General features: G+C 72.3%; 17 protein-coding genes and 1 pseudogene. 5 read left to right on the forward strand and 13 right to left on the reverse strand.

The features are described 5' to 3' along the window. Positions 1–54: 54 nt before the first annotated feature. Both ACWDSL_RS43605 and ACWDSL_RS43610 read right to left on the reverse strand, forming a co-directional pair. Entirely contained in the window at positions 55–768 is a 714-nt protein-coding gene (locus tag ACWDSL_RS43605; protein WP_450494048.1) for an FAD:protein FMN transferase, read from the reverse strand. Positions 769–802: 34 nt separating this feature from the next. Further along, complete coding sequence (locus tag ACWDSL_RS43610) at positions 803–1,033, reverse strand: FMN-binding protein (protein ID WP_450494026.1); 231 nt, start codon at positions 1,031–1,033, stop codon at positions 803–805. Between the two features lie 70 nt (positions 1,034–1,103). On the opposite strand from ACWDSL_RS43610, the pseudogene ACWDSL_RS43615 reads away from it, so the two are divergent. Next, positions 1,104–1,313, forward strand: a pseudogene (locus tag ACWDSL_RS43615) (hypothetical protein); the annotation flags it as partial. A 17-nt stretch (positions 1,314–1,330) separates the two neighbouring features. On the opposite strand, the gene ACWDSL_RS43620 reads toward ACWDSL_RS43615, so the two are convergent. Continuing rightward, on the reverse strand, positions 1,331–2,707 hold the full coding sequence (locus ACWDSL_RS43620; protein WP_450494028.1) for a ferredoxin reductase family protein: 1,377 nt from the start codon (positions 2,705–2,707) through the stop codon (positions 1,331–1,333). A 182-nt stretch (positions 2,708–2,889) separates the two neighbouring features. Here ACWDSL_RS43620 and ACWDSL_RS43625 point away from each other — a divergent pair, with 182 nt between their 5' ends. The 3 genes from ACWDSL_RS43625 (at position 2,890) to ACWDSL_RS43635 (ending at position 6,890) form a co-directional block, all read left to right on the forward strand. Beyond that, a complete protein-coding gene (locus tag ACWDSL_RS43625) occupies positions 2,890–3,651 on the forward strand; it encodes a response regulator transcription factor (protein ID WP_450494030.1) in 762 nt (253 codons plus the stop codon). Continuing rightward, entirely contained in the window at positions 3,648–5,138 is a 1,491-nt protein-coding gene (locus ACWDSL_RS43630; protein ID WP_450494031.1) for a sensor histidine kinase, read from the forward strand. Before ACWDSL_RS43625 ends, ACWDSL_RS43630 begins: the two co-directional genes overlap by 4 nt. A 159-nt stretch (positions 5,139–5,297) precedes the next feature. Next, positions 5,298–6,890 (forward strand): alpha/beta fold hydrolase, encoded by a 1,593-nt coding sequence (locus tag ACWDSL_RS43635; protein ID WP_450494032.1) that lies wholly within the window; start codon positions 5,298–5,300, stop codon positions 6,888–6,890. Positions 6,891–6,900: 10 nt separating this feature from the next. Here the strand turns inward: ACWDSL_RS43635 and ACWDSL_RS43640 are convergent, their stop codons facing one another. From ACWDSL_RS43640 to ACWDSL_RS43660, 5 genes are all read right to left on the reverse strand, one after another. After that, positions 6,901–7,764 (reverse strand): amino acid ABC transporter permease, encoded by an 864-nt coding sequence (locus ACWDSL_RS43640; RefSeq protein WP_450494034.1) that lies wholly within the window; start codon positions 7,762–7,764, stop codon positions 6,901–6,903. Further along, entirely contained in the window at positions 7,761–8,405 is a 645-nt protein-coding gene (locus tag ACWDSL_RS43645; RefSeq protein WP_450494035.1) for an amino acid ABC transporter permease, read from the reverse strand. Before ACWDSL_RS43645 ends, ACWDSL_RS43640 begins: the two co-directional genes overlap by 4 nt. A 53-nt stretch (positions 8,406–8,458) precedes the next feature. Then, the gene (locus ACWDSL_RS43650) at positions 8,459–9,394 is read right to left on the reverse strand and encodes a glutamate ABC transporter substrate-binding protein (protein ID WP_450494037.1); all 936 of its coding nucleotides are present in this window, start codon (positions 9,392–9,394) and stop codon (positions 8,459–8,461) included. Positions 9,395–9,410: 16 nt separating this feature from the next. Next, positions 9,411–10,157, reverse strand: a complete 747-nt coding sequence (locus ACWDSL_RS43655) for an amino acid ABC transporter ATP-binding protein (protein ID WP_450494038.1) — start codon at positions 10,155–10,157, stop codon at positions 9,411–9,413. A gap of 78 nt (positions 10,158–10,235) precedes the next feature. Next, complete coding sequence (locus tag ACWDSL_RS43660; protein WP_450494039.1) at positions 10,236–10,676, reverse strand: DUF6278 family protein; 441 nt, start codon at positions 10,674–10,676, stop codon at positions 10,236–10,238. Positions 10,677–10,831: 155 nt separating this feature from the next. Here ACWDSL_RS43660 and ACWDSL_RS43665 point away from each other — a divergent pair, with 155 nt between their 5' ends. Further along, on the forward strand, positions 10,832–12,643 hold the full coding sequence (locus ACWDSL_RS43665; protein WP_450494041.1) for an SGNH/GDSL hydrolase family protein: 1,812 nt from the start codon (positions 10,832–10,834) through the stop codon (positions 12,641–12,643). 79 nt (positions 12,644–12,722) lie between these two features. Here ACWDSL_RS43665 and ACWDSL_RS43670 read toward each other — a convergent pair whose 3' ends face one another. The 5 genes from ACWDSL_RS43670 to ACWDSL_RS43690 all read right to left on the reverse strand — a co-directional run bounded on the left by ACWDSL_RS43670 (position 12,723) and on the right by ACWDSL_RS43690 (position 17,515). Next, positions 12,723–13,502, reverse strand: coding sequence for an exodeoxyribonuclease III (locus tag ACWDSL_RS43670; RefSeq protein WP_450494042.1), 780 nt, complete (start codon positions 13,500–13,502; stop codon positions 12,723–12,725). A 51-nt stretch (positions 13,503–13,553) separates the two neighbouring features. Next, positions 13,554–14,195 (reverse strand): MBL fold metallo-hydrolase, encoded by a 642-nt coding sequence (locus tag ACWDSL_RS43675; RefSeq protein ID WP_450494043.1) that lies wholly within the window; start codon positions 14,193–14,195, stop codon positions 13,554–13,556. A gap of 61 nt (positions 14,196–14,256) precedes the next feature. Next, the gene (gene pcaDC / locus ACWDSL_RS43680) at positions 14,257–15,675 is read right to left on the reverse strand and encodes a bifunctional 3-oxoadipate enol-lactonase/4-carboxymuconolactone decarboxylase PcaDC (protein WP_450494044.1); all 1,419 of its coding nucleotides are present in this window, start codon (positions 15,673–15,675) and stop codon (positions 14,257–14,259) included. Between the two features lie 32 nt (positions 15,676–15,707). Then, positions 15,708–16,370: a hypothetical protein gene (locus ACWDSL_RS43685; RefSeq protein WP_450494045.1), complete on the reverse strand. Its 663-nt coding sequence runs from the start codon at positions 16,368–16,370 to the stop codon at positions 15,708–15,710. Next, positions 16,367–17,515: an ROK family glucokinase gene (locus ACWDSL_RS43690; protein ID WP_450494046.1), complete on the reverse strand. Its 1,149-nt coding sequence runs from the start codon at positions 17,513–17,515 to the stop codon at positions 16,367–16,369. The genes ACWDSL_RS43685 and ACWDSL_RS43690 overlap by 4 nt, the downstream gene beginning before the upstream one ends. Between the last annotated feature and the right edge of the window lie 309 nt (positions 17,516–17,824).

Below are 17,824 nucleotides of genomic sequence, written 5' to 3' on the forward strand. Positions count from 1 at the left end.
ACCCGCCGCACCATCTCGGCCACGGCGTGTCGCTGTCCCATACTCACCGCAAATTCAGAAACCCGGGGTCTGCCAGCGTTCGCCCGTCGCGGTGATCCCCATGGCCTGATGGGATTCCAGGGCCTCGGCCCAGGCGGGGGCGGCCGGGCCCATCGCGAAGGCGGCCGTGGCCAGGGCGTCGGTCCAGGTCAGGCCGGGGCCGGTCAGGGTGAGGGAGGCCAGAGCGGTGGCCGGTTCACCGGTGTGCGGATCCAGTACGTGAGCGCCGCGTTCGGCGGTGCCGGAGGTGGCGACGGCCAAACCACCTCCCCCGCCGGTGACGACGGCGCACAGCGTCCCGGGGCGCAGCGGGTGCGCGATGCCGACCCGCCAGGGCGCGCCCGGGGCCGCCTCGCCCCGCAGCTGAATGTCCCCGCCGCCGTTCACACAGGTGTTGTGCGCCCCCGCCTCGTACAGGATCCGGGAGGCCCGTTCCACCGCCCAGCCCTTGACCATCCCGGACGGGTCGAGCCGGCCCCCGGCCGTATGGCTGAACCAGCCGTCCGTGGCGCGGGCCGCCGCCTCGCACAGATCCAGCACCTCGGCCACCTCGGGCCCGCACCGCTCCACGGGGAGCTCGCCCCGGCCGAGCCGGCTGATGGCGCTGTCCGGGCGGTACGGGGAGAACACCTCGTCCACGTGGTGCAGCCAGGCCACGGCCTCCTCCAGGGCCCGGCCGATGGCGGGTGTGGCCGGGTCGCGGATGTCGAAGGAGAAGACGGTGCCCATGGCGTGCTCGACATGACGCACACCGCGCCGCGGCTCAGACACCGGCCTTGTCCAGGGCGCTCTGCAGGGACTGGACATAGCCCTCGCTGGTGTAGGTGGCGCCGGAGACCGCGTCGATCTGCGCGTTCTGAGCGCTGAGCGTCTCGCTGGTGAGCTGCGGCACGGCGTATGAGGCGATCTGCTGGGAGCGGCCGTCGCCGGACGGGGTCTGCAGCGCCTTGACCGCGGTGATCTTCCCCTTGGAGAAGGTGACGGCGAGCTGCACGGGGCCGTAGCGGGTGTTGATCGTGGAGCCGGTGTAGGTGCCGGTGGGGCCGGCCGAGGTGGTGTGCGAGGTGGACGGCGACTGCGACGGCGCCGCCGAGCCTCTTGAAGAGGACGGGGCGGAGGACGGGGCGGAGGACGGGGCGGACGAGGAGGACGGGGACGGCGGCTGGGCCGCGACTGCCACTGAGGGGGTGTGGTGCGGTTTGAGCGACAGCAGCAGGACCACGCCCGCGACGGTCGAGACGGTGGTGAGGGCGGCCTTGCGCACGGCCAGGGCTCCTTTACGGGCTCGGGGTCAGAAAGCGAACGACTCGTGGTGGATACGGCGGCGCGGCACCCCCGCGCCGCGCAGGGCCCGCTGGGCGGCCTCCGCCATCCCCGGCGGACCGCACAGGTACACATCGCGCTCGGCCAGGTCCGGGACGAGCCGGCGCAGCTCGCGCGCGGTGAGCGGGGACGAGTACTCAACCGGCTCGTCGACGACGTAGTGGACGATGGCGCCGCGCCGGGCGGCGAGCTGGTCGAGTTCGGTCCGCAGCGCCAGGTCCTCCGGCCGCCGGGCGCGGTAGATCAGGGTCACCTCGCCGGCCTCGCCGGGGATGGTCTCGAACAGCGCCCGCAGCGGGGTGATGCCCACCCCGCCGCCGAGCAGCAGCACCTTCGGCGCGCGCCGGCGGCGGGCGGTGAAGGCCCCGTACGGGCCCTCGGCCAGGACCCGGGTGCCGGGCGCGAGCCGGGCCAGCGCCGCGCTGTGGCCGCCTGCCGCCTTCACGGTGATCCGCAGGAAGGAGGGGTGGGCGGCGGCCGAGAGGGAGTACGGGTTGGCGGCCCACCACAGGCCCGGCGTGAGAAAGCGCCAGCGGAAGAACTGGCCGGGCTCGACGCGCAGCTCGTCAAGACGGTCACCGGTCAGATACACCGAGACGACGCCGGGCGCCTCCGGCCGTACCTCCGAGACCCACAGCCGGTGGCGCAGCGCCCGCCGTGCGGGGACGACGAACCGGAACCACAGCAGCAGCGCCGCGACCCCGCCGTACAGGGCGTACCAGGCCAGCTGGGCAGTGCGGTTGCCGACCAAGTCGGCGCCGTTGGAGAGCTGGTGGCCGAAGGCAAGGAAGATCGCCAGGTAGGTGGCGAGGTGCAGCAGATGCCAGATCTCGTACGAGACGCGGCGGCGGGCGGCGCGCGCGGACAGGACGCCGGTGGCCAGGAAGAGCAGAAAGCCGATGGTGCCCTTGAGGAGGTCGGGGTAGTGGAGGACGAGGGTGGTGGTCTGGTCCACGACGCCGGTGTGCGAGGTCAGCGCGTAGCCCCAGGTGATCAGCAGGGCGTGCGCAAGCGCGAGGGAGACGACGTACCGCCCGCCCATCGCATGCCAGCGGGCCAGCCGGTCGCTGCCGATGGTGCGGTCGAGCACCGGCACCCGGGCCATGAGCAGCAGCAGGACGGCGCACGCGTATCCGGCGAGCAGCCCGGTGATGCGCCCGGCGCCGGTCAGCCAGCCGGCCGCGCCGACCACGGAGGTGGTGTCGTGCCACCACAGGGCCAGCACGGCGGCGGCGCCCGCCCAGATCGCCAGCTGGGTGAGGGCGGGGACGAGGTCGGGCGGCCCCGGGGTGCGCGGCCGGGCGCGCGGCGCATCGGCGCGGCGGTCGTGGAGGGTGGTGGCCACAAAGTCGTCCTTTCGCGGCGTATGGGGGTTGATCGGGCCGTCAGCCTCACAGGCGAACTTCTGAGGACCCTCTGAAAGGGCTTTGGAGACGGGGTCCGGGGGCCGATGCAGAGGAAACTCAGAGCAAGCTCACAGGGTCCGGGGGTCCGTCTCGTCGCGCGCCGGGGGATGCTGGATGTGTCATGGAGAACCAGATCACCGGCCCTTTCCTGCTGCGGCCCGACGGCACCCCCGTACGCGTCCTCGTCGTGGATGACGAGCCCGACCTGGCCGAGGTGCTGTCGGGGGCCCTGCGCTACGAGGGCTGGGAGGTCCGCACCGCGGCGGACGGGGCGTCCGCGCTGGCCGCGGCGCGCGCGTTCCGTCCGGACGCGGTCGTGCTGGACTGGATGCTGCCGGACTCCGACGGGCTGACCGTGCTGCGCGGGCTGCGCGCCGAGCTGGAGGGCGTCTGTGTGCTCTTTCTCACCGCGCGGGACGCCGTGGAGGACCGGATCGCGGGGATCACCGCGGGCGGCGACGACTATGTGACCAAGCCGTTCAGCCTGGAGGAGGTCCTGGCCAGGCTGCGCGGGCTGCTGCGCAGGGCCGGGATGGCGCGGGGGTCGGACCTCCACCAGGCCGACCGGCTGGTGGTGGGCGATCTGGTGATGGACGAGAGGGCGCGGGAGGTCACCCGGGGCGGGGTGGTGATCGAGCTGTCGCGCACCGAGTTCGAGCTGTTGCGGTTCTTGATGCGCAATCCGCGCCGGGTGCTGTCGAAGACGCAGATCCTGGACCGGGTGTGGTCGTACGACTTCGGCGGCCGGGCCCATGTGGTCGAGCTGTACATCAGCTATCTGCGCAAGAAGATCGACGCGGGCCGGACCCCGCTGATCCACACGGTGCGCGGAGTGGGGTACGTGCTCAAGCCGAACCAGCCGAACCAGCCGGATACGCCATGAGGCGCGCACTGCAGGCCGTACTCCCCCGGACGCTGCGCGCCCGGCTGACCGCCGGGCTCGTGGTGCTGCTCGCGGCCGCGTCGCTGGCGGTCGGGCTGACCACGGTCCTGGCGCTGGAGGGCTTTCTGGTACGCCGCCTGGACCAGCAGCTGACCGCGGCGGGCGGCCGCTTCCCGGCGAGCCTGGAACACGGCGAGCGCCCGGACGCGGACAACCGGCCCGATACGCGCGGGCAGTCCGCGTACACGTTCGGCGCCCGGCTGAAGGGCGGCGAGGCGACGCAGGCGGCGGTGGTGCATGACAACACGGACTCCCGCGTACCGCTCACCGGCGTCGACCAGCAGGCCCTCGCGCACCTGCCGGTCGACGGCCGCGGACACGACGTCCGGCTGTCGGCGATCGGCGCGTACCGGGTGCTCGCCGTGGCCGGTGACGACGGCGACGTCCTGATCACCGGCCTGCCGCTGCGCCCGGTGGCGGAGACGGTGCATCGGGTGGAGCTGGTGGAGGCCGTGGTCTTCGGGTCCGCGCTCGCCGTGACGGGGGTGGCGGGGGCGCTGTGGGTGCGGCTGTCACTGCGCCCGCTGCGGCGGGTGACCGCCACCGCGGCCGGGGTGGCGCGGCTGCCGCTGGCCAGTGGGGAGGTGGCGATGCCGGCGCCGGTGCCGGACACCGATCCGCGTACCGAGGTCGGCCAGGTGGGCGCGGCGCTGAACCGGATGCTCGGGCATGTCGGCGATGCGCTGGCCCGCCGCCACGCCGGCGAGGAGCGGCTGCGGCAGTTCGCCGCGGACGCCAGTCATGAGCTGCGGACGCCGGTGGCCAATGTGCGCGGCCACGCCGAGCTGGCGCTGCGCCACCCCGGGCCGGTGCCCGCGGAGGTACGCCACGCGCTGGAGCGGATCCAGTCGGAGTCGCAGCGGATGAGCACGCTGGTCGACGATCTGCTGCTGCTCGCGCGGCTGGACGCGGGCCGGCCCCTGGCCCGCGGGCCCGTCGATCTGACCCGGCTGGTGCTGGACGCCACGGGCGACGCGCGCGCCGCGGGTCCCGACCACCGCTGGACGCTGGAGCTCCCCGAGGAGCCGGTGACCGTCACGGGCGATGAGCACCGGCTGCAGCAGGTGGTGGCCAATCTGCTCGCCAACGCCCGTACGCACACCCCGCCGGGCACCGAGGTGGCGGTCCGCCTGGGGGCGCCGGCCGGGCGTACGGAGCTGACGGTCGCGGACAACGGTCCTGGCATCCCCGAGGCGCTGCAGGCCGAGGTGTTCGAGCGCTTCGCGCGCGCGGACCCCAGCCGCTCGCGGGCCGCGGGCAACACCGGTCTGGGGCTGGCCATCGTGCGGGCCGTCGTGGCCGCGCACGGCGGGACGGTCGGGGTGGCGAGCAGGCCGGGGCGGACGGTGTTCCGGGTCGTGCTGCCAGACGTACTGCCGGACGCGCGGGCGGCGGAGCCGGGCCCAACCATCGTTACCCAGGCGTAACTTACCGGGCTATTACCACGGGTAAGCCGCCGCGGTTACCGTCGGGTCACTTAGCCGCTCAGCCGCTGAGTCACGTAGCCCCTCAGCCACTCAGTCATCAGGACCTGTCAGGTGCCGGACAGGTCCCTCCGCCGGTCCACTCCCCCCTCAGGAGCACCAGTGACCCACGCCCGCACCCACCTGCGCACCCCTTTGCGCGCCGGCACGGCAAGCGCCGTCCTCGCGACGCTGCTGGCCGGTGCCGCCCTCGGCCTCGCCCCCGCCGCGCAGGCCGCGCCCCTGGCCGCGGACTCGGCGTCCGTACGCTTCGTCGACATCCCCGGCGACGGCGGCGTCACGCTGGCCGCCAACGTCGTCACCCCGCGCGGCGCAGCCGACGCGCAGCGCCTTCCGCTCGTCGTCCTGCCCACCAGCTGGGCCCTGCCCCAGGCCGAATATCTGGCCCAGGCCCAGAAGCTGGCCGACTCCGGCTATGTCGTGGTCAGCTACAACGTCCGCGGCTTCTGGCAGTCCGGCGGGGAGATCGAGACCGCAGGACCGCCCGATGTCGCCGACGCCTCCAAGGTCATCGACTGGGCGCTGGCCAACACCCCCGCCGACCCCGACCGGATCGGCATGGCCGGGGTCTCGTACGGCGCCGGGATCAGCCTGCTCGCCTCCGGCTTCGACAAGCGGATCAAGGCCGTGGCCGCGATGAGCGGCTGGGCGGATCTGGTCGGCTCCATCTACAGCGGCCGCACCCAGCACGCCCAGGCCGCCGCCCTGCTCAGCGGCTCCGGTGAGCTGCTGGGCCGCCCCAGCGCCGAACTCCGCCAGATCTTCCAGGACTTCCTCGGCTCGAACCTCGCCAAGGAGAAGGACATCGTCGAGTGGGGCAAGAAGCGCTCCGCCGCCACCTACCTCGACCGGATCAACGCCAACGGCGCGGCGATCATGCTCGCCAACGCCTGGGGCGACTCCATCTTCCCGCCCAACACCTACGCCGGCTTCTACGAGAAGCTGACCGGCCCCAAGCGCCTGGAGTTCCGCCCGGGCGACCACGCCACCGGCGAGCTCACCGGGCTGCTCGGCCTGCCCAACGACACCTGGAACGACGCCAGGCGCTGGCTCGACCGCTACGTCAAGGGCGAGCGCAACGGCATCGACCAGGAGCGGCCGGTCCAGCTCAAGTCCCGTACGGCGGACGGCTACGAGGGCTATCCCAGCTGGTCGGCCGTGCCCTCCGCGCAGCGCAGGGTCGACCTCGGCGAGACCCGCCAGATCGCCGCGAACGCCGACTCCGGCGCCAACGCGGGCACGGTGCTGCTGACCGGCGCGCTCGACCAGTTCCTGAAGATCCCGCCGCTGGTCTCGGTCCCGCTGCTGTCGCGCGAGCGGGCCGCCGTCTGGCAGACCGACCGCTACGGCGCGGCGCAGCGCATCCGCGGCACGGTGCGCCTGCACACCACCGTCACCAGCGACAAGTCCAGCGGCACCGCCGTCGCCTACCTCTACGACGTGGACGCCCTCGGCGTCGGCAAGCTCATCACCAACGCACCCGTCACCTTCCACGACCGCACGCCCGGTACGCCCTTCGCCGTCGACCTGGACCTGTTCTCGACGGCGTACGACGTCCCGGCCGGACACCGCCTCGCGCTGGTCGTCGACACCGTCGACCCGCTGTACATCGAGCACAACCCGGACGGGGCGCACCTCACCTTCTCCTCGCCGAAGGCCGATCCGTCGTATCTGTCGGTCCCGGTGCGGGACTGACCCACGCCCGTCATGTCCTGGTGTCGCCCGGGAGCATCGTGGCGGGCTCGGCCGGGGCCACCCGCACCGCCTCGGTCTTCACGCTGCGCCGCTCCCGCTTGGCGACCCAGTTGGCGAACCACGACAGCAGCATGCACATCCCGATGTAGACCGGGGAGATGACCATGACGACCGGGATGAACGGGAGGCCGTAGTCGAGGTTGCCGGCGATCAGCTTGCCAGCGTGCAGAAACTCCTCGTAGGTGATGAGGAAGCCGAGCGAGGTGTCCTTCAGGGCCACCACCAGCTGGCTGATGATGGCCGGCAGCATCGCCCGTACCCCCTGCGGCACCAGCACATACGCCATGACCTGCGTTTTGCGCAGACCGAGCGAGTACGCCGCCTCGCGCTGCCCGCGCTCGACGGAATTGACGCCCGTACGGAACACCTCGGCGAGCACCGAGCCGTTGTAGAGGGTCAGTCCGGCCACGAGCGCGGGCAGTGGCTGCACCTTCAGCGCCACGAAGATGAAGAAGATCATCACCAGCACGGGCATCGCGCGGAAGAACTCCACGACGATCGTGGCGACCCAGCGCACCGGGCCGTGGTCGGACAGCCGCCCGGCCGCGAGAACCGCGCCGAGGGCGAGGGAGAGGACCGCGGCGAGGGCAAAGGCCTTGAGCGTGTTGCCGAGGCCGCGCAGCAGCAGGAGCTGGATTCCCTTGTACTCGAACGGCCGCCACTTCTCGGCCGCGAACTGGCCGGTGTCGATGAGCACGTAGACGATCCAGCCGAGCAGGAGCAGCAGGACGACGGCGGCGAGGATGCCGTAGGCGCGGTGGCGGGCCCGGGCGTGCGGGCCGGGGATGTCGTAGAGGGCGCTGGTGGTGGTCATCGGGGCACCCCCCAGCGGCGCTCGAGCACATGGAACAGCGCGCTGATGGCGAGCGTGATGATCAGATAGCCGACGGCGATCCAGACGAAGGTCCAGATGATGCTGTAGCCGCGCTCATTGAGCGGTTTGTAGGTGCCGAGCAGTTCGGTGACGCTGAACGAACCGGCGATGGCCGAGTTCTTGGCGAGCGCGATCAGGGTCGAGCCGATGGGCGGAATGACGGTACGGAACGCCTGCGGCAGCACCACCGAGCCGAGCGTCTGCGGGAAGTTCATGCCCAGGCTGCGGGCCGCCTCGCCCTGCCCGACCGGCACGGTGTTGATACCCGAGCGCACCGCCTCGCAGATGAACGCCGAGGTGTAGCAGCCGAGCGCGAGCACCGCGAAGGTGAAGAACGGCAGGACCAGCCCGAAGCGAGGCAGGCCGAGCATCACCGCGAAGAAGAGCAGGGTCAGCGGTGTGTTGCGGAGCACCGTCACCCATGCGGTACCGAAGACCCGCAGCGGGGCGACGGGCGCCACGCGGAAACCGGCCATCAGGACGCCGAGCGCGAGCGCGAGCAGCGAGGCGTAGACGGTCAGCTCGACGGTGCCGAGGAAGCCCTCGCCGTAGAGGGAGAAGTTATGCGTGAGCACGTCCATGGGGGCGGGTCCTGGGGTCGATCGTCGAAACGGGTTTCTCAGCGCGGCGGGTCTCAGCGCGGCGGGGGCGGGGGCGGGTAGCGGTCGACGGGCGGTGGCTTGGGGGCGGGCACACCGGACAGGCCGAGGGTCGCGTTGTACGCCTTCAGCCAGTTGCCGTTGCGCTCGTTGGCCTCAATCGCGTCGTTCAGTGCAAAGCGCAGCGCGTTGTCCTTCTTCGGCACGCCGATGCCGTACGGCTCCTTGGAGAACGGCTTGCCGACCACCTTCAGCTCATTGGGGGCCTTGGCGGCGTAGCCCAGCAGGATGGTGTTGTCGGTGGTGACCGCGTCCACCTGGAGGCTGATGAGGTTGTCGACACAGACCGAGTACGTGTCGTACGCGACGGCGTGGGCCTTGGGGTAGTCGGACTGGATGCGCATCAGCGGGGTGGAGCCGGCCACCGAGCACACGGTCTTGCCTGCCAGGTCCTTCGGGCCGTGGATGTCGTGCTCGTCGGTGCGGACCAGCAGCGACTGACCGGCGATGAAGTAGGGGCCGGCGAAGCCGACCAGCCGCTTGCGCAGCGGATTGATGGTGTACGTGCCGACGTAGTAGTCGATCTGGCCGTTCTGGAGGGCGGTCTCGCGGTTCGCGGACGCGATGGTCTTGAACCTGATCGTCTTCGGGTCGAAGCCGAGCGAGGCCGCCATCATCTTGGCGATCTCGATATCGAAACCGGAGTAGCGGCCGGTGGCCGGGTCCTTCTCGCCCAGGTACGGCTGGTCCTCCTTGGCGCCGACGACGAGGTAGCCGCGGCGTTTGGCCTTCCGCCAGGTGGGAGAGGACGGCAGCCGGAAGCCGGTGGCCACCTTGTAGGCGGGCAGCGCCCCGGGCTTGGGCCCCTTGACCGGCGGGCTGCCCTCCTTGCCGCAGCCCGCCGCCGCGGCGAGCACCACCAGGGCGAGGGCCAGGCCCAGGGCCGCGAGCGCGCGGCGGATGCGCGTCATGTGGTCCACCCGGGGCTCAGTGCTTGAGGATCTTGGAGAGGAAGTCCTTGGCGCGCTCGGTGCTCGGCGACGCGAAGAACTCGTCCGGCGGGCGGTCCTCGACGATCTTGCCGCTGTCCATGAACACCACGCGGTTGGCCGCGTAGCGCGCGAACCCCATCTCATGGGTGACGACGACCATCGTCATACCGTCCCGGGCCAGCTGGCGCATCACCTCCAGCACCTCGTTGATCATCTCCGGGTCGAGGGCTGAGGTCGGCTCGTCGAAGAGCATCACCTTCGGGTCCATGGCCAGCGCGCGGGCGATGGCCACCCGCTGCTGCTGACCGCCCGACAGCTGGCCCGGGTACTTGGCCGCCTGGTCCGCGAGCCCCACCCGGTCCAGCAGCTCACGGGCGCGCCGCCCGGCCTCCTCCTTGGTCCGGCCGCGCACCTTGAGCTGGGCGAGCATCACATTGGCCAGCACGGTCTTGTGCGCGAAGAGGTTGAAGGACTGGAAGACCATCCCGACGTCAGCGCGCAGCCGGGCCAGCTCCTTGCCCTCCTCGGGCAGGGGTGTGCCGTCGACGGTGATGGCGCCGGAGTCGATGGCCTCGAGGCGGTTGATCGTCCGGCACAGGGTCGACTTGCCGGAGCCGGAGGGGCCGATGACGACCAGCACCTCGCCACGGCCGACGGCGAGGTCGATGTCCCGCAGGACGTGCAGCGCGCCGAAGTACTTGTTGACCTCGCGCAGCTCGATCAACGATTCGCCGACGGCCATACCGCCACACCCACTTTCAGCTGTGTCGGGCTCAGCGCAAACTATCCGCACATAACGGGCGCCTTGCCGACGACACGCTCAGACCTCGGCGACCTCCGCGTACACATGCGAAAGCTCGGGCGCGCCGTCGGCCGCCCACTCATAGCCCGCCCCCACCACATCGATCTCCCGCCCGGAGGAGAGCCGGACGATGGGCCGCCCGTTGGGCCACACCTGCCACAGCGCACCGGGCACGGTACGGATGATCACCGTGCCCAGATACAGGCCGGCGTCGTTGCCGAGCCACCGCAGCTCGTCGGGGTCGTCGCGCCAGCGCGGCAGCAGCTGGTCCAGCGCCTCCAAGGAGGCCGCCGAGTCGTCGAGCCCGACCCCCGCGGACGCCGCCCGGGCGCGCAGCAGCTCACACTCCGACAGCAGCTGGGCCACGCCCTGCGGATCCGCCTCCCGGGCGGTCATGACAGCCGTGCCGCGCGCCTGGTCGTGTCGCTTGCGCCAGTTGCCCAAGAACGGGATGTTCATACCACTCAGCGTGGCACCCCCACGCCCACCACACCACAGGGCGCGCCAGGCTCCCGTGATCCGATCATTGTCTTGACGACACCCACCCGTCTCTCTACGTTCGTCCCGCACCTGTCGGATCGCCGGTTGGGTTGGTTGCGAGAGGGGACACACGCATGCTCGTCGGCAGACGGTGGACAGCGACCGCGTTCGTAACGGGAGGTGTCGCCCTCTCCTTCGCCTGGACGGCGGCGCCGGCGGGCGCCGCCACGCCGGGGTCGCCCGGCCAAGAACCCCGAAAGCCGCTCCCCTTGGAGCGGCTTTTCGACAACACGGCGGTCAGCGACGACGTCGACCCCGGTGGCGCGGACTTCGACGGGACGGGCGACTCGCTGTCCGCGCAGGATCTGCGGGCCGCCGGGTGGGCCCCGGGCCGCACCCTCACCATCGACTCGGCCCGGCTCACCTGGCCCCGAGCGGCGGGCGACGCGCGCGCCGACAACGTACGGGCCGACGGGCAGACGGTACGGCTGCGCGGGCGCGGCGACGGGCTGTCGTTCCTGGTCGCGGGGACCGGCGGCAAGGCGAGCGGCACCGGCCTCGTCCGCTACCGCGACGGGTCGAGCAGTACGTACACACTCACCGCCCCGGACTGGCGCTCGGGCCCGACGGGCACCCAGGCCGTCGCCCTCCCCCATATCAACGGCGGTGCGGGACAGCGGGTGGAGACCGCGCGGCTGTACGCGGTGACGGTGCCGGTCGAGCGCGGCCGGGAGATCTCCTCGGTAGTGCTGCCCCGCGACCCGGGCGCGGCCGATCTGCATGTGTTCGCCGCCTCGGTGCGCCGGACCGCCGAGGGCTGGACGGGCAGCTGGTCGGCGAGCACCAGCGGCTATACGGCGGTCGGCCCGTGGACCGACCAGACGCTGCGGCTCGTGGTGCACACCAGCGCGGGCGGCCCGACGGCCCGGATCCGGCTGGCCAACACCTTCGCGGCGGCCCCGGTGCGGATCGGCCGCGCCAGCGTCTCCCTGCAGGCGCAGGGCGCGGCGGCGGACGGCGACCCCGTGCCGCTCACCTTCGGCGGCCGGGAGGGCATCGAGATCGCGGCGGGGGCGCAGGAGTTCAGCGACCCGGTGGGCTTCGACGTGCCGCCGGACGCCAATCTGCTGGTGAGCATCCATCTGCCGGAGGCGGTCCAGGCCGTGCCGGTGCACAGCCAGGCGACCCAGCGCTCGTTTCTGAGCCCGCCGGGCAGCGGCGACCATACGGCCGACGCGGGCGGCGAGGCGTACACCGGCACCCTGACCACCTGGCCGTTTCTGACCGGTGTGGACGTCGGGGGCGGACCGGGGTCGGTGGTGACCCTCGGCGACTCGATCACCGACGGCACCAAGTCGACCACCGACGCCAACCGGCGCTGGCCGGACGTGCTGGCCCGGCGGCTGCTCGGCCAGTCCGACGTCCCCGCGTACGGGGTGCTCAACCAGGGCATCTCCGCCAACCGCGTGGTGACCGACCGCTACCCGGGCGAGGGAGTGAGCACGGACACCGGCGGGGTGAGCGCCCTGAACCGGCTGGAGCGCGATGTGTTCGCCCAGCCGGACGTCCGTACGGTCGTGGTCTTCCAGGGCATCAACGATCTGCGCTGGGGCGCCTCGGCCGAGCAGCTGACCGCCGGGCTGCGCACCATCGCCCAGCGCGCGCATGAGCGCGGGCTGCGGGTGGTGATGGCGACGATCGCCCCCTGCGAGGGCGAGTCGCTGTGCACCGCGGACGTGGACGTCCGGCGCACCGCCGTCAACGCCTTCATCCGGGACAGCGGCGGGGAGTTCGACGGGGTGCTGGACTTCGACGCGGCGGTGCGGGATCCGGAGCGGCCGCAGCGGATCGCGCCCGCGTACGACAGCGGCGACCATCTGCACCCCGGTGACGCGGGGCTGCGGGCGATGGCCGACTCGATCGATCTGCGGCAGCTGACCGGCTGACCCGCCCGCCGGACCACGCGCCGGTCCGACACGTCCGAACGTGTCAGACGTGTCAGACGTGTCAGACGTGCCAGACGCGTCAGACGTCGAGGTCGACGACGACCGGCGCGTGGTCCGAGGCGCCCTTGCCCTTGCGCTCCTCGCGGTCCACATACGCATCGCTCACGGCCTTGGTGAAGGCCTCATTGCCGTACACCAGGTCGATCCGCATGCCCTTGTTCTTCGGGAAGCCCAGCTCCCGGTAGTCCCAGTAGGTGAAGGGGTGGTCGTACTTCAGGGGGCGCGGCATCACATCGGACAGGCCCACCTCGCGCAGGGCGGCCAGCGCCTCGCGCTCCTTGGTGGTGACATGCGTCGAGCCCTCGAAGACGGCGCGGTCCCATACGTCCTCGTCGGTCGGCGCCACATTGAAGTCGCCGAGGACGGCGAAGGGGAAGCCGGCCGCCGCGTCGGCCGCGGCGGAGGTCCGCAGCGCCTCGAACCAGCGCAGCTTGTAGTCGTAGTGCGGATGGCCGATCTCCCGGCCGTTGGGCACGTACACCGACTGGACGCGGACGCCGCCGCAGGTCGCGGCGATGGCGCGGGGCTCCTGCTCGCCCTCGTAGGCCGGGCCGCCGGGCAGGCCCGGAGTCACGTCCGCCAGGCCGACCCGGGAGATCACCCCCACCCCGTTCCACCGGCCGGTGGCGTTGACCGCGGCCTCATAGCCGAGCTCGCGCAGCGGCTCGTACGGGAAGGCGCTCTCGGCGCTCTTGATCTCCTGTATGCACAGCACGTCCGTGCCGCTGCTCTCCAGCCAGGCGAGCAGGCGGGGCAGCCGCGCGGTGATCGAATTGACGTTCCAGGTCGCGATGCGCATAGGGGACAACCTACCTCGCAGGTCCGACAACGCTCACCGCGCGGGATTCCCTCAGGCCGTGACGCTCTCCCCCGGCACCAGGCGCAGGTGATCGGCGCCGATTCCGGGGCCCTCGGGGCCGAGCATACGGCCGTAGACCAGCGGCGCGACCTCGGACAGCAGGGCGTCGTGGATGTCGATCGCGCGGCTCGGCGCGACCTCGCGGACGTAGTCGACGATCTCGGCGAGCTTGTTCCACGGCGCGTGGACCGGCAGCATCAGGGTCTCGACCGGCCGCTCGGGCACGGTGAGCGCGTCGCCGGGGTGGAAGACGGTGCCGTCGACCAGATAGCCCACATTGGTGATCCGCGGGATGTCCGGGTGGATGACGGCGTGCAGCTGCCCGTGGACCTCGATGTCGAATCCCGCGGCGGTGAAGGTGTCGCCCTCGCCGACGGTGTGCACCCGGCCAGGGAAGGCGTCCGCGATCCGCTCGGCGACGGCGGCGAGCGTCCAGATCCGCGCGGCGGGGTCGGCGTCGAGCGCGGCCCGCAGCCGCCGCTCGTCGAAGTGGTCGATGTGCTCGTGGGTGACCAGGATCGCGTCCGCGCCCACCGCGGCGTCCTCCTCGCTGAACGCGCCGGGGTCGATGACGAGCGACTGACCGTCCTTCTCCAGCGCCACGCAGGCGTGGCCCTTCTTGGTGAGCTTCATGGGGATCATTGTCCTCCGGGCGGGCGCGCCGGGCGCTCCCGGGATGGTCCCAGGGGAAGCGTCACCCCTCGGGCGTGGTCTCCTCGCGGATGACGCGCTGCGCCACGGCGAAGGCCGAGTTCGCGGTGGGCACCCCGCAGTAGACGGCGGTGTGCAGCAGCACCTCCTTGATCTCGGCGGGGGTCAGCCCGTTGCGCAGCGCGGCGCGGGTGTGGAAGGCGAGCTCGTCGAGGTGGCCGCGGGCGGCGAGCGCGGTGAGGGTGATCACGCTGCGGGTGCGCCGGTCCAGACCGGGCCGGTTCCACACCTCGCCCCAGGCGTAGCGGGTGATGAAGTCCTGGAAGTCGCCGGTGAACTCGTCGGCGTTGGACTGGGCGCGGTCCACATGGGCGTCGCCGAGCACTTCCCGGCGGACCCTGATCCCCTTCTCGTACGCGTCCGAACGGGTGTCGACGAGGGCGGAGCCGGGCTCGACGTAGCTGATCTCGGCGACCGGGGCGCCGGTGATGTGCACACCGTTGGCAACGCCGTTGACGGCTCCGTTCACGGCTCCGTTGACGGGGACTCCGTTGACGGGGACGCCATTGGCCGGGAAGCCATTGACCGGGAAGCCGTTGACGGGCACGCCGGTGGGCGGCGCGGTGGCGAGCATCGACCGGGCCGCGGGGCTGGGGATCGCGGTCATACCGGTCGGCTGGTCCGCGGACTGCCAGGAGGCGGAGAAGTGGCGCACCAGGAGGTCGGTGACGGCGGTGGGCTGTTCGACGGGCGCCAGGTGGGAGGCGCCGGGGACCATCGCGAGCCGGGCGTCGGGGATGCCGGCGACCATCACCCGGGCGTCGGCCGGCGGGGTCACCTCGTCGTCTGCGCCCACCACGACCAGGGTCGGGGCGCCGATGCGGCCGAGTTCGGCGCGGATGTCGAAGGCGGCCAGGGCCTCGCAGGCGGCGATGTAGCAGCCGGGGTCGGTGGTGCGGACCATCTGGACGGACCAGTCGACGATGGCGGGCTGCCCGGCGGCGAACATGGGGGTGAACCAGCGGTCGGGGGTGGCGCGGGCGATCGGGTCGAGGCCGTTGGTGCGGACCACCACGCCGCGCTGACGGTACGAGTCGGCGGTGCCGAAGCGCGGTGCGGCGGAGAGGAGTGCGAGGGAGCCCAATCTGAGCGGATGTCGTAGCGCCAGCTCCGCGCCGATGGCCCCGCCGATCGAGCAACCCGCGTAGCCGAAGCGGTCGATGCCCAGCATGTCGAGCGTGCCCAGCAGGCGCTCGGCGAGGTCGGGTATCGAATGGGCGGGGTGCGCGGCGGCGCCGCCGTGGCCGGGCAGGTCGAACCGCAGCACGCGCCAGTGGCGGGACAGCTCGGGTATCTGGCGGTCCCACATGTGCCAGGTGGTGCCCAGCGACGGGCCCAGGATGAGGACGGGCCCGTCCTCGGGGCCGTCGAACCGGTATTGAAGAGTCTGCGTCTCGCTCACCGGGTCACGGTATCCGACGGCCCCGACGGAGATCAGGGTGTGACGGTGGAGACGACGTACACCTTGGGGTGCCGCTGGTTGTCGAAATCGACGGTGATGTCCAACTCCGGCTGGGGTTCCTGCTGCTTGAGCACCGTCCCGGACCAGTCCTCGTCGCCGCCGATCCGCCAGCCGACCTTCTTCGCGTCGTCGGCGTCGATGGTGATCCTGCCGTTCTCCAGCGCGGCGCGGTCGGTGCCGAGCCGGACCAGGAACCGGTCCAGGCCCTCGGTGGAGGTGACGAACTGTACGTACAGCGAGCTGGTCTTCCAGGAGTTGGACTCGTAGAACGCCACGTCGTCGGAGTAGCCCGGGATCCATACGTCGTAGATGCGCCGCTGGACCTTGCTCGGCCAGCCGGCGGTGAGGCCGGTCGCCGAGGCGTTCTCCTGCTTGTCCTCGCCGCTGTTGCGGCTCTGGAGGGCGGAGATGACCATATAGCCCGCGGGGATCGTGATCAGGAGAAAGACCACGACCGCCTTGAGCCAGCGGCGCGACCGGGGCCTGCCACCGCCCGGCCGCTCCCCGCCGTCCCCGCCGCTCCCCCGGCCCGGCGGCGAGGCGCCGTTGGCGGAGACGGCGGAGGTCCCATTGGCGGCAGAGGTGCCGTTGGTGGGGGCGGTGGGCGCGGCGGGGCGCTGCTCGGCGGCGGTCACTGCCGGCCCCCCTGGCCGCGCGACGCCAGCCACGGGGTGGCCCCGGCGCGCTCGTAGCGCTCCACACGGCGCCGGTTGGCGCGGCGGAAGCGGCGGGCGACCAGCCGGGCCAGGTCGGCGGCGCCGACCATGCCCGCCTCGGGGCCCAGCTGGGCCTTGACGATACGGGCCTCCGGCCGGTAGCCGCGGCCGGTCAGGGTGCGCCGGAACGCGTCCCGGGCCGGGCCGATCAGCAGGTCGTCGGCCGCGCTGACGCCGCCGCCGATGACGAAGCAGGAGGGGTCCAGGGCCGCGGCGAGGTTGGCGATGCCGACGCCGAGCCACTGGCCGATGTCCTGCAGCAGCTCGATACACATGGCGTCGCCATCGCGGGCCAGCTCGGTGATCAGCGGCCCGGTGATCTCGTTGATGTTGCCGCCGACCCGGTCGATGATCCCGTACGCGACCGGGGACTCGGCGGCGGCCAGCTCACGCGCCTCCCTGACCAGCGCGTTACCGGAGCTGTACTGCTCCCAGCAGCCGCGGTTGCCGCAGGGGCAGCGGTGGCCGGCGGGCACCACCTGCATATGGCCGAACTCGCCCGCGACCCCGTACTTGCCGCGCTTGACCTGGCCGTCCTCCAGGATCGCGCCGCCGATACCGGTGCCGAGCGTGATCATGACGAGGTGGTCCTCGCCGCGCCCCGCGCCGAACCGCCACTCGGCCCACGCGGCGGCGTTGGCGTCGTTGTCGACCATCACCGGGACCGCAAGACGCCCGGCGAGGCGGTCGCGCAGCGGCTCGTTGCGCCAGGACAGGTGGGGGGCGAACAGGACGCGGTTGCGGTCGGCGTCGACCCAGCCCGCGGCGCCGATGCCGACGGCGTGTACGTCATGCCGGTCGGAGAGGTCGAGCACCAGCTCGGTGATGGTGTCCTCGACGACCTTGGGGCTCTTGGACTTGTCGGGCGTCTCGGTGCGCAGCTTCTCGAGGATGTTGCCGTCGGCGTCGACGACCCCGGCCATCACCTTGGTGCCGCCGATGTCGATGCCGACGGTGGGGACCCGGGGCGCGGTGAGATGCGAGCGGCGCTCGCGGGTGCCGACGGTGCGCAGTACGGTCGCCCGGGCCGACCCGCGGTGCACCCTTTCGCGGTAGAGACTCATCGGCTCTCCCCTTCACCGGGTTCGGTTACGGCGCGGCCGGGGCCGAGGGCCGCCCGGGCCGGGGCGGCAGCGCAGGCGTGGGGGGTGCGGTCGCTGCGGGTGCGTGCTCGCAAGAGTTCGTCGTCCCTGCGGGGGTCTCGGGAGGCCGGGGCCTCGGCGTACACGGTCGTGGCGGGTGGGGCCCGCCGTGCGATTGTGCCTCACCCGCGCCCGGGGGCGCCCGGGGCGCCCCCCCCCCGGGGGGGGGTTGGCGCCCGGGGGGGGCGGGGGGGGGGCCGGGGGGCGGCAAGGCGAGTTCGGTACCGGTAC

This window comes from Streptomyces sp. NPDC000941 (assembly GCF_053599555.1).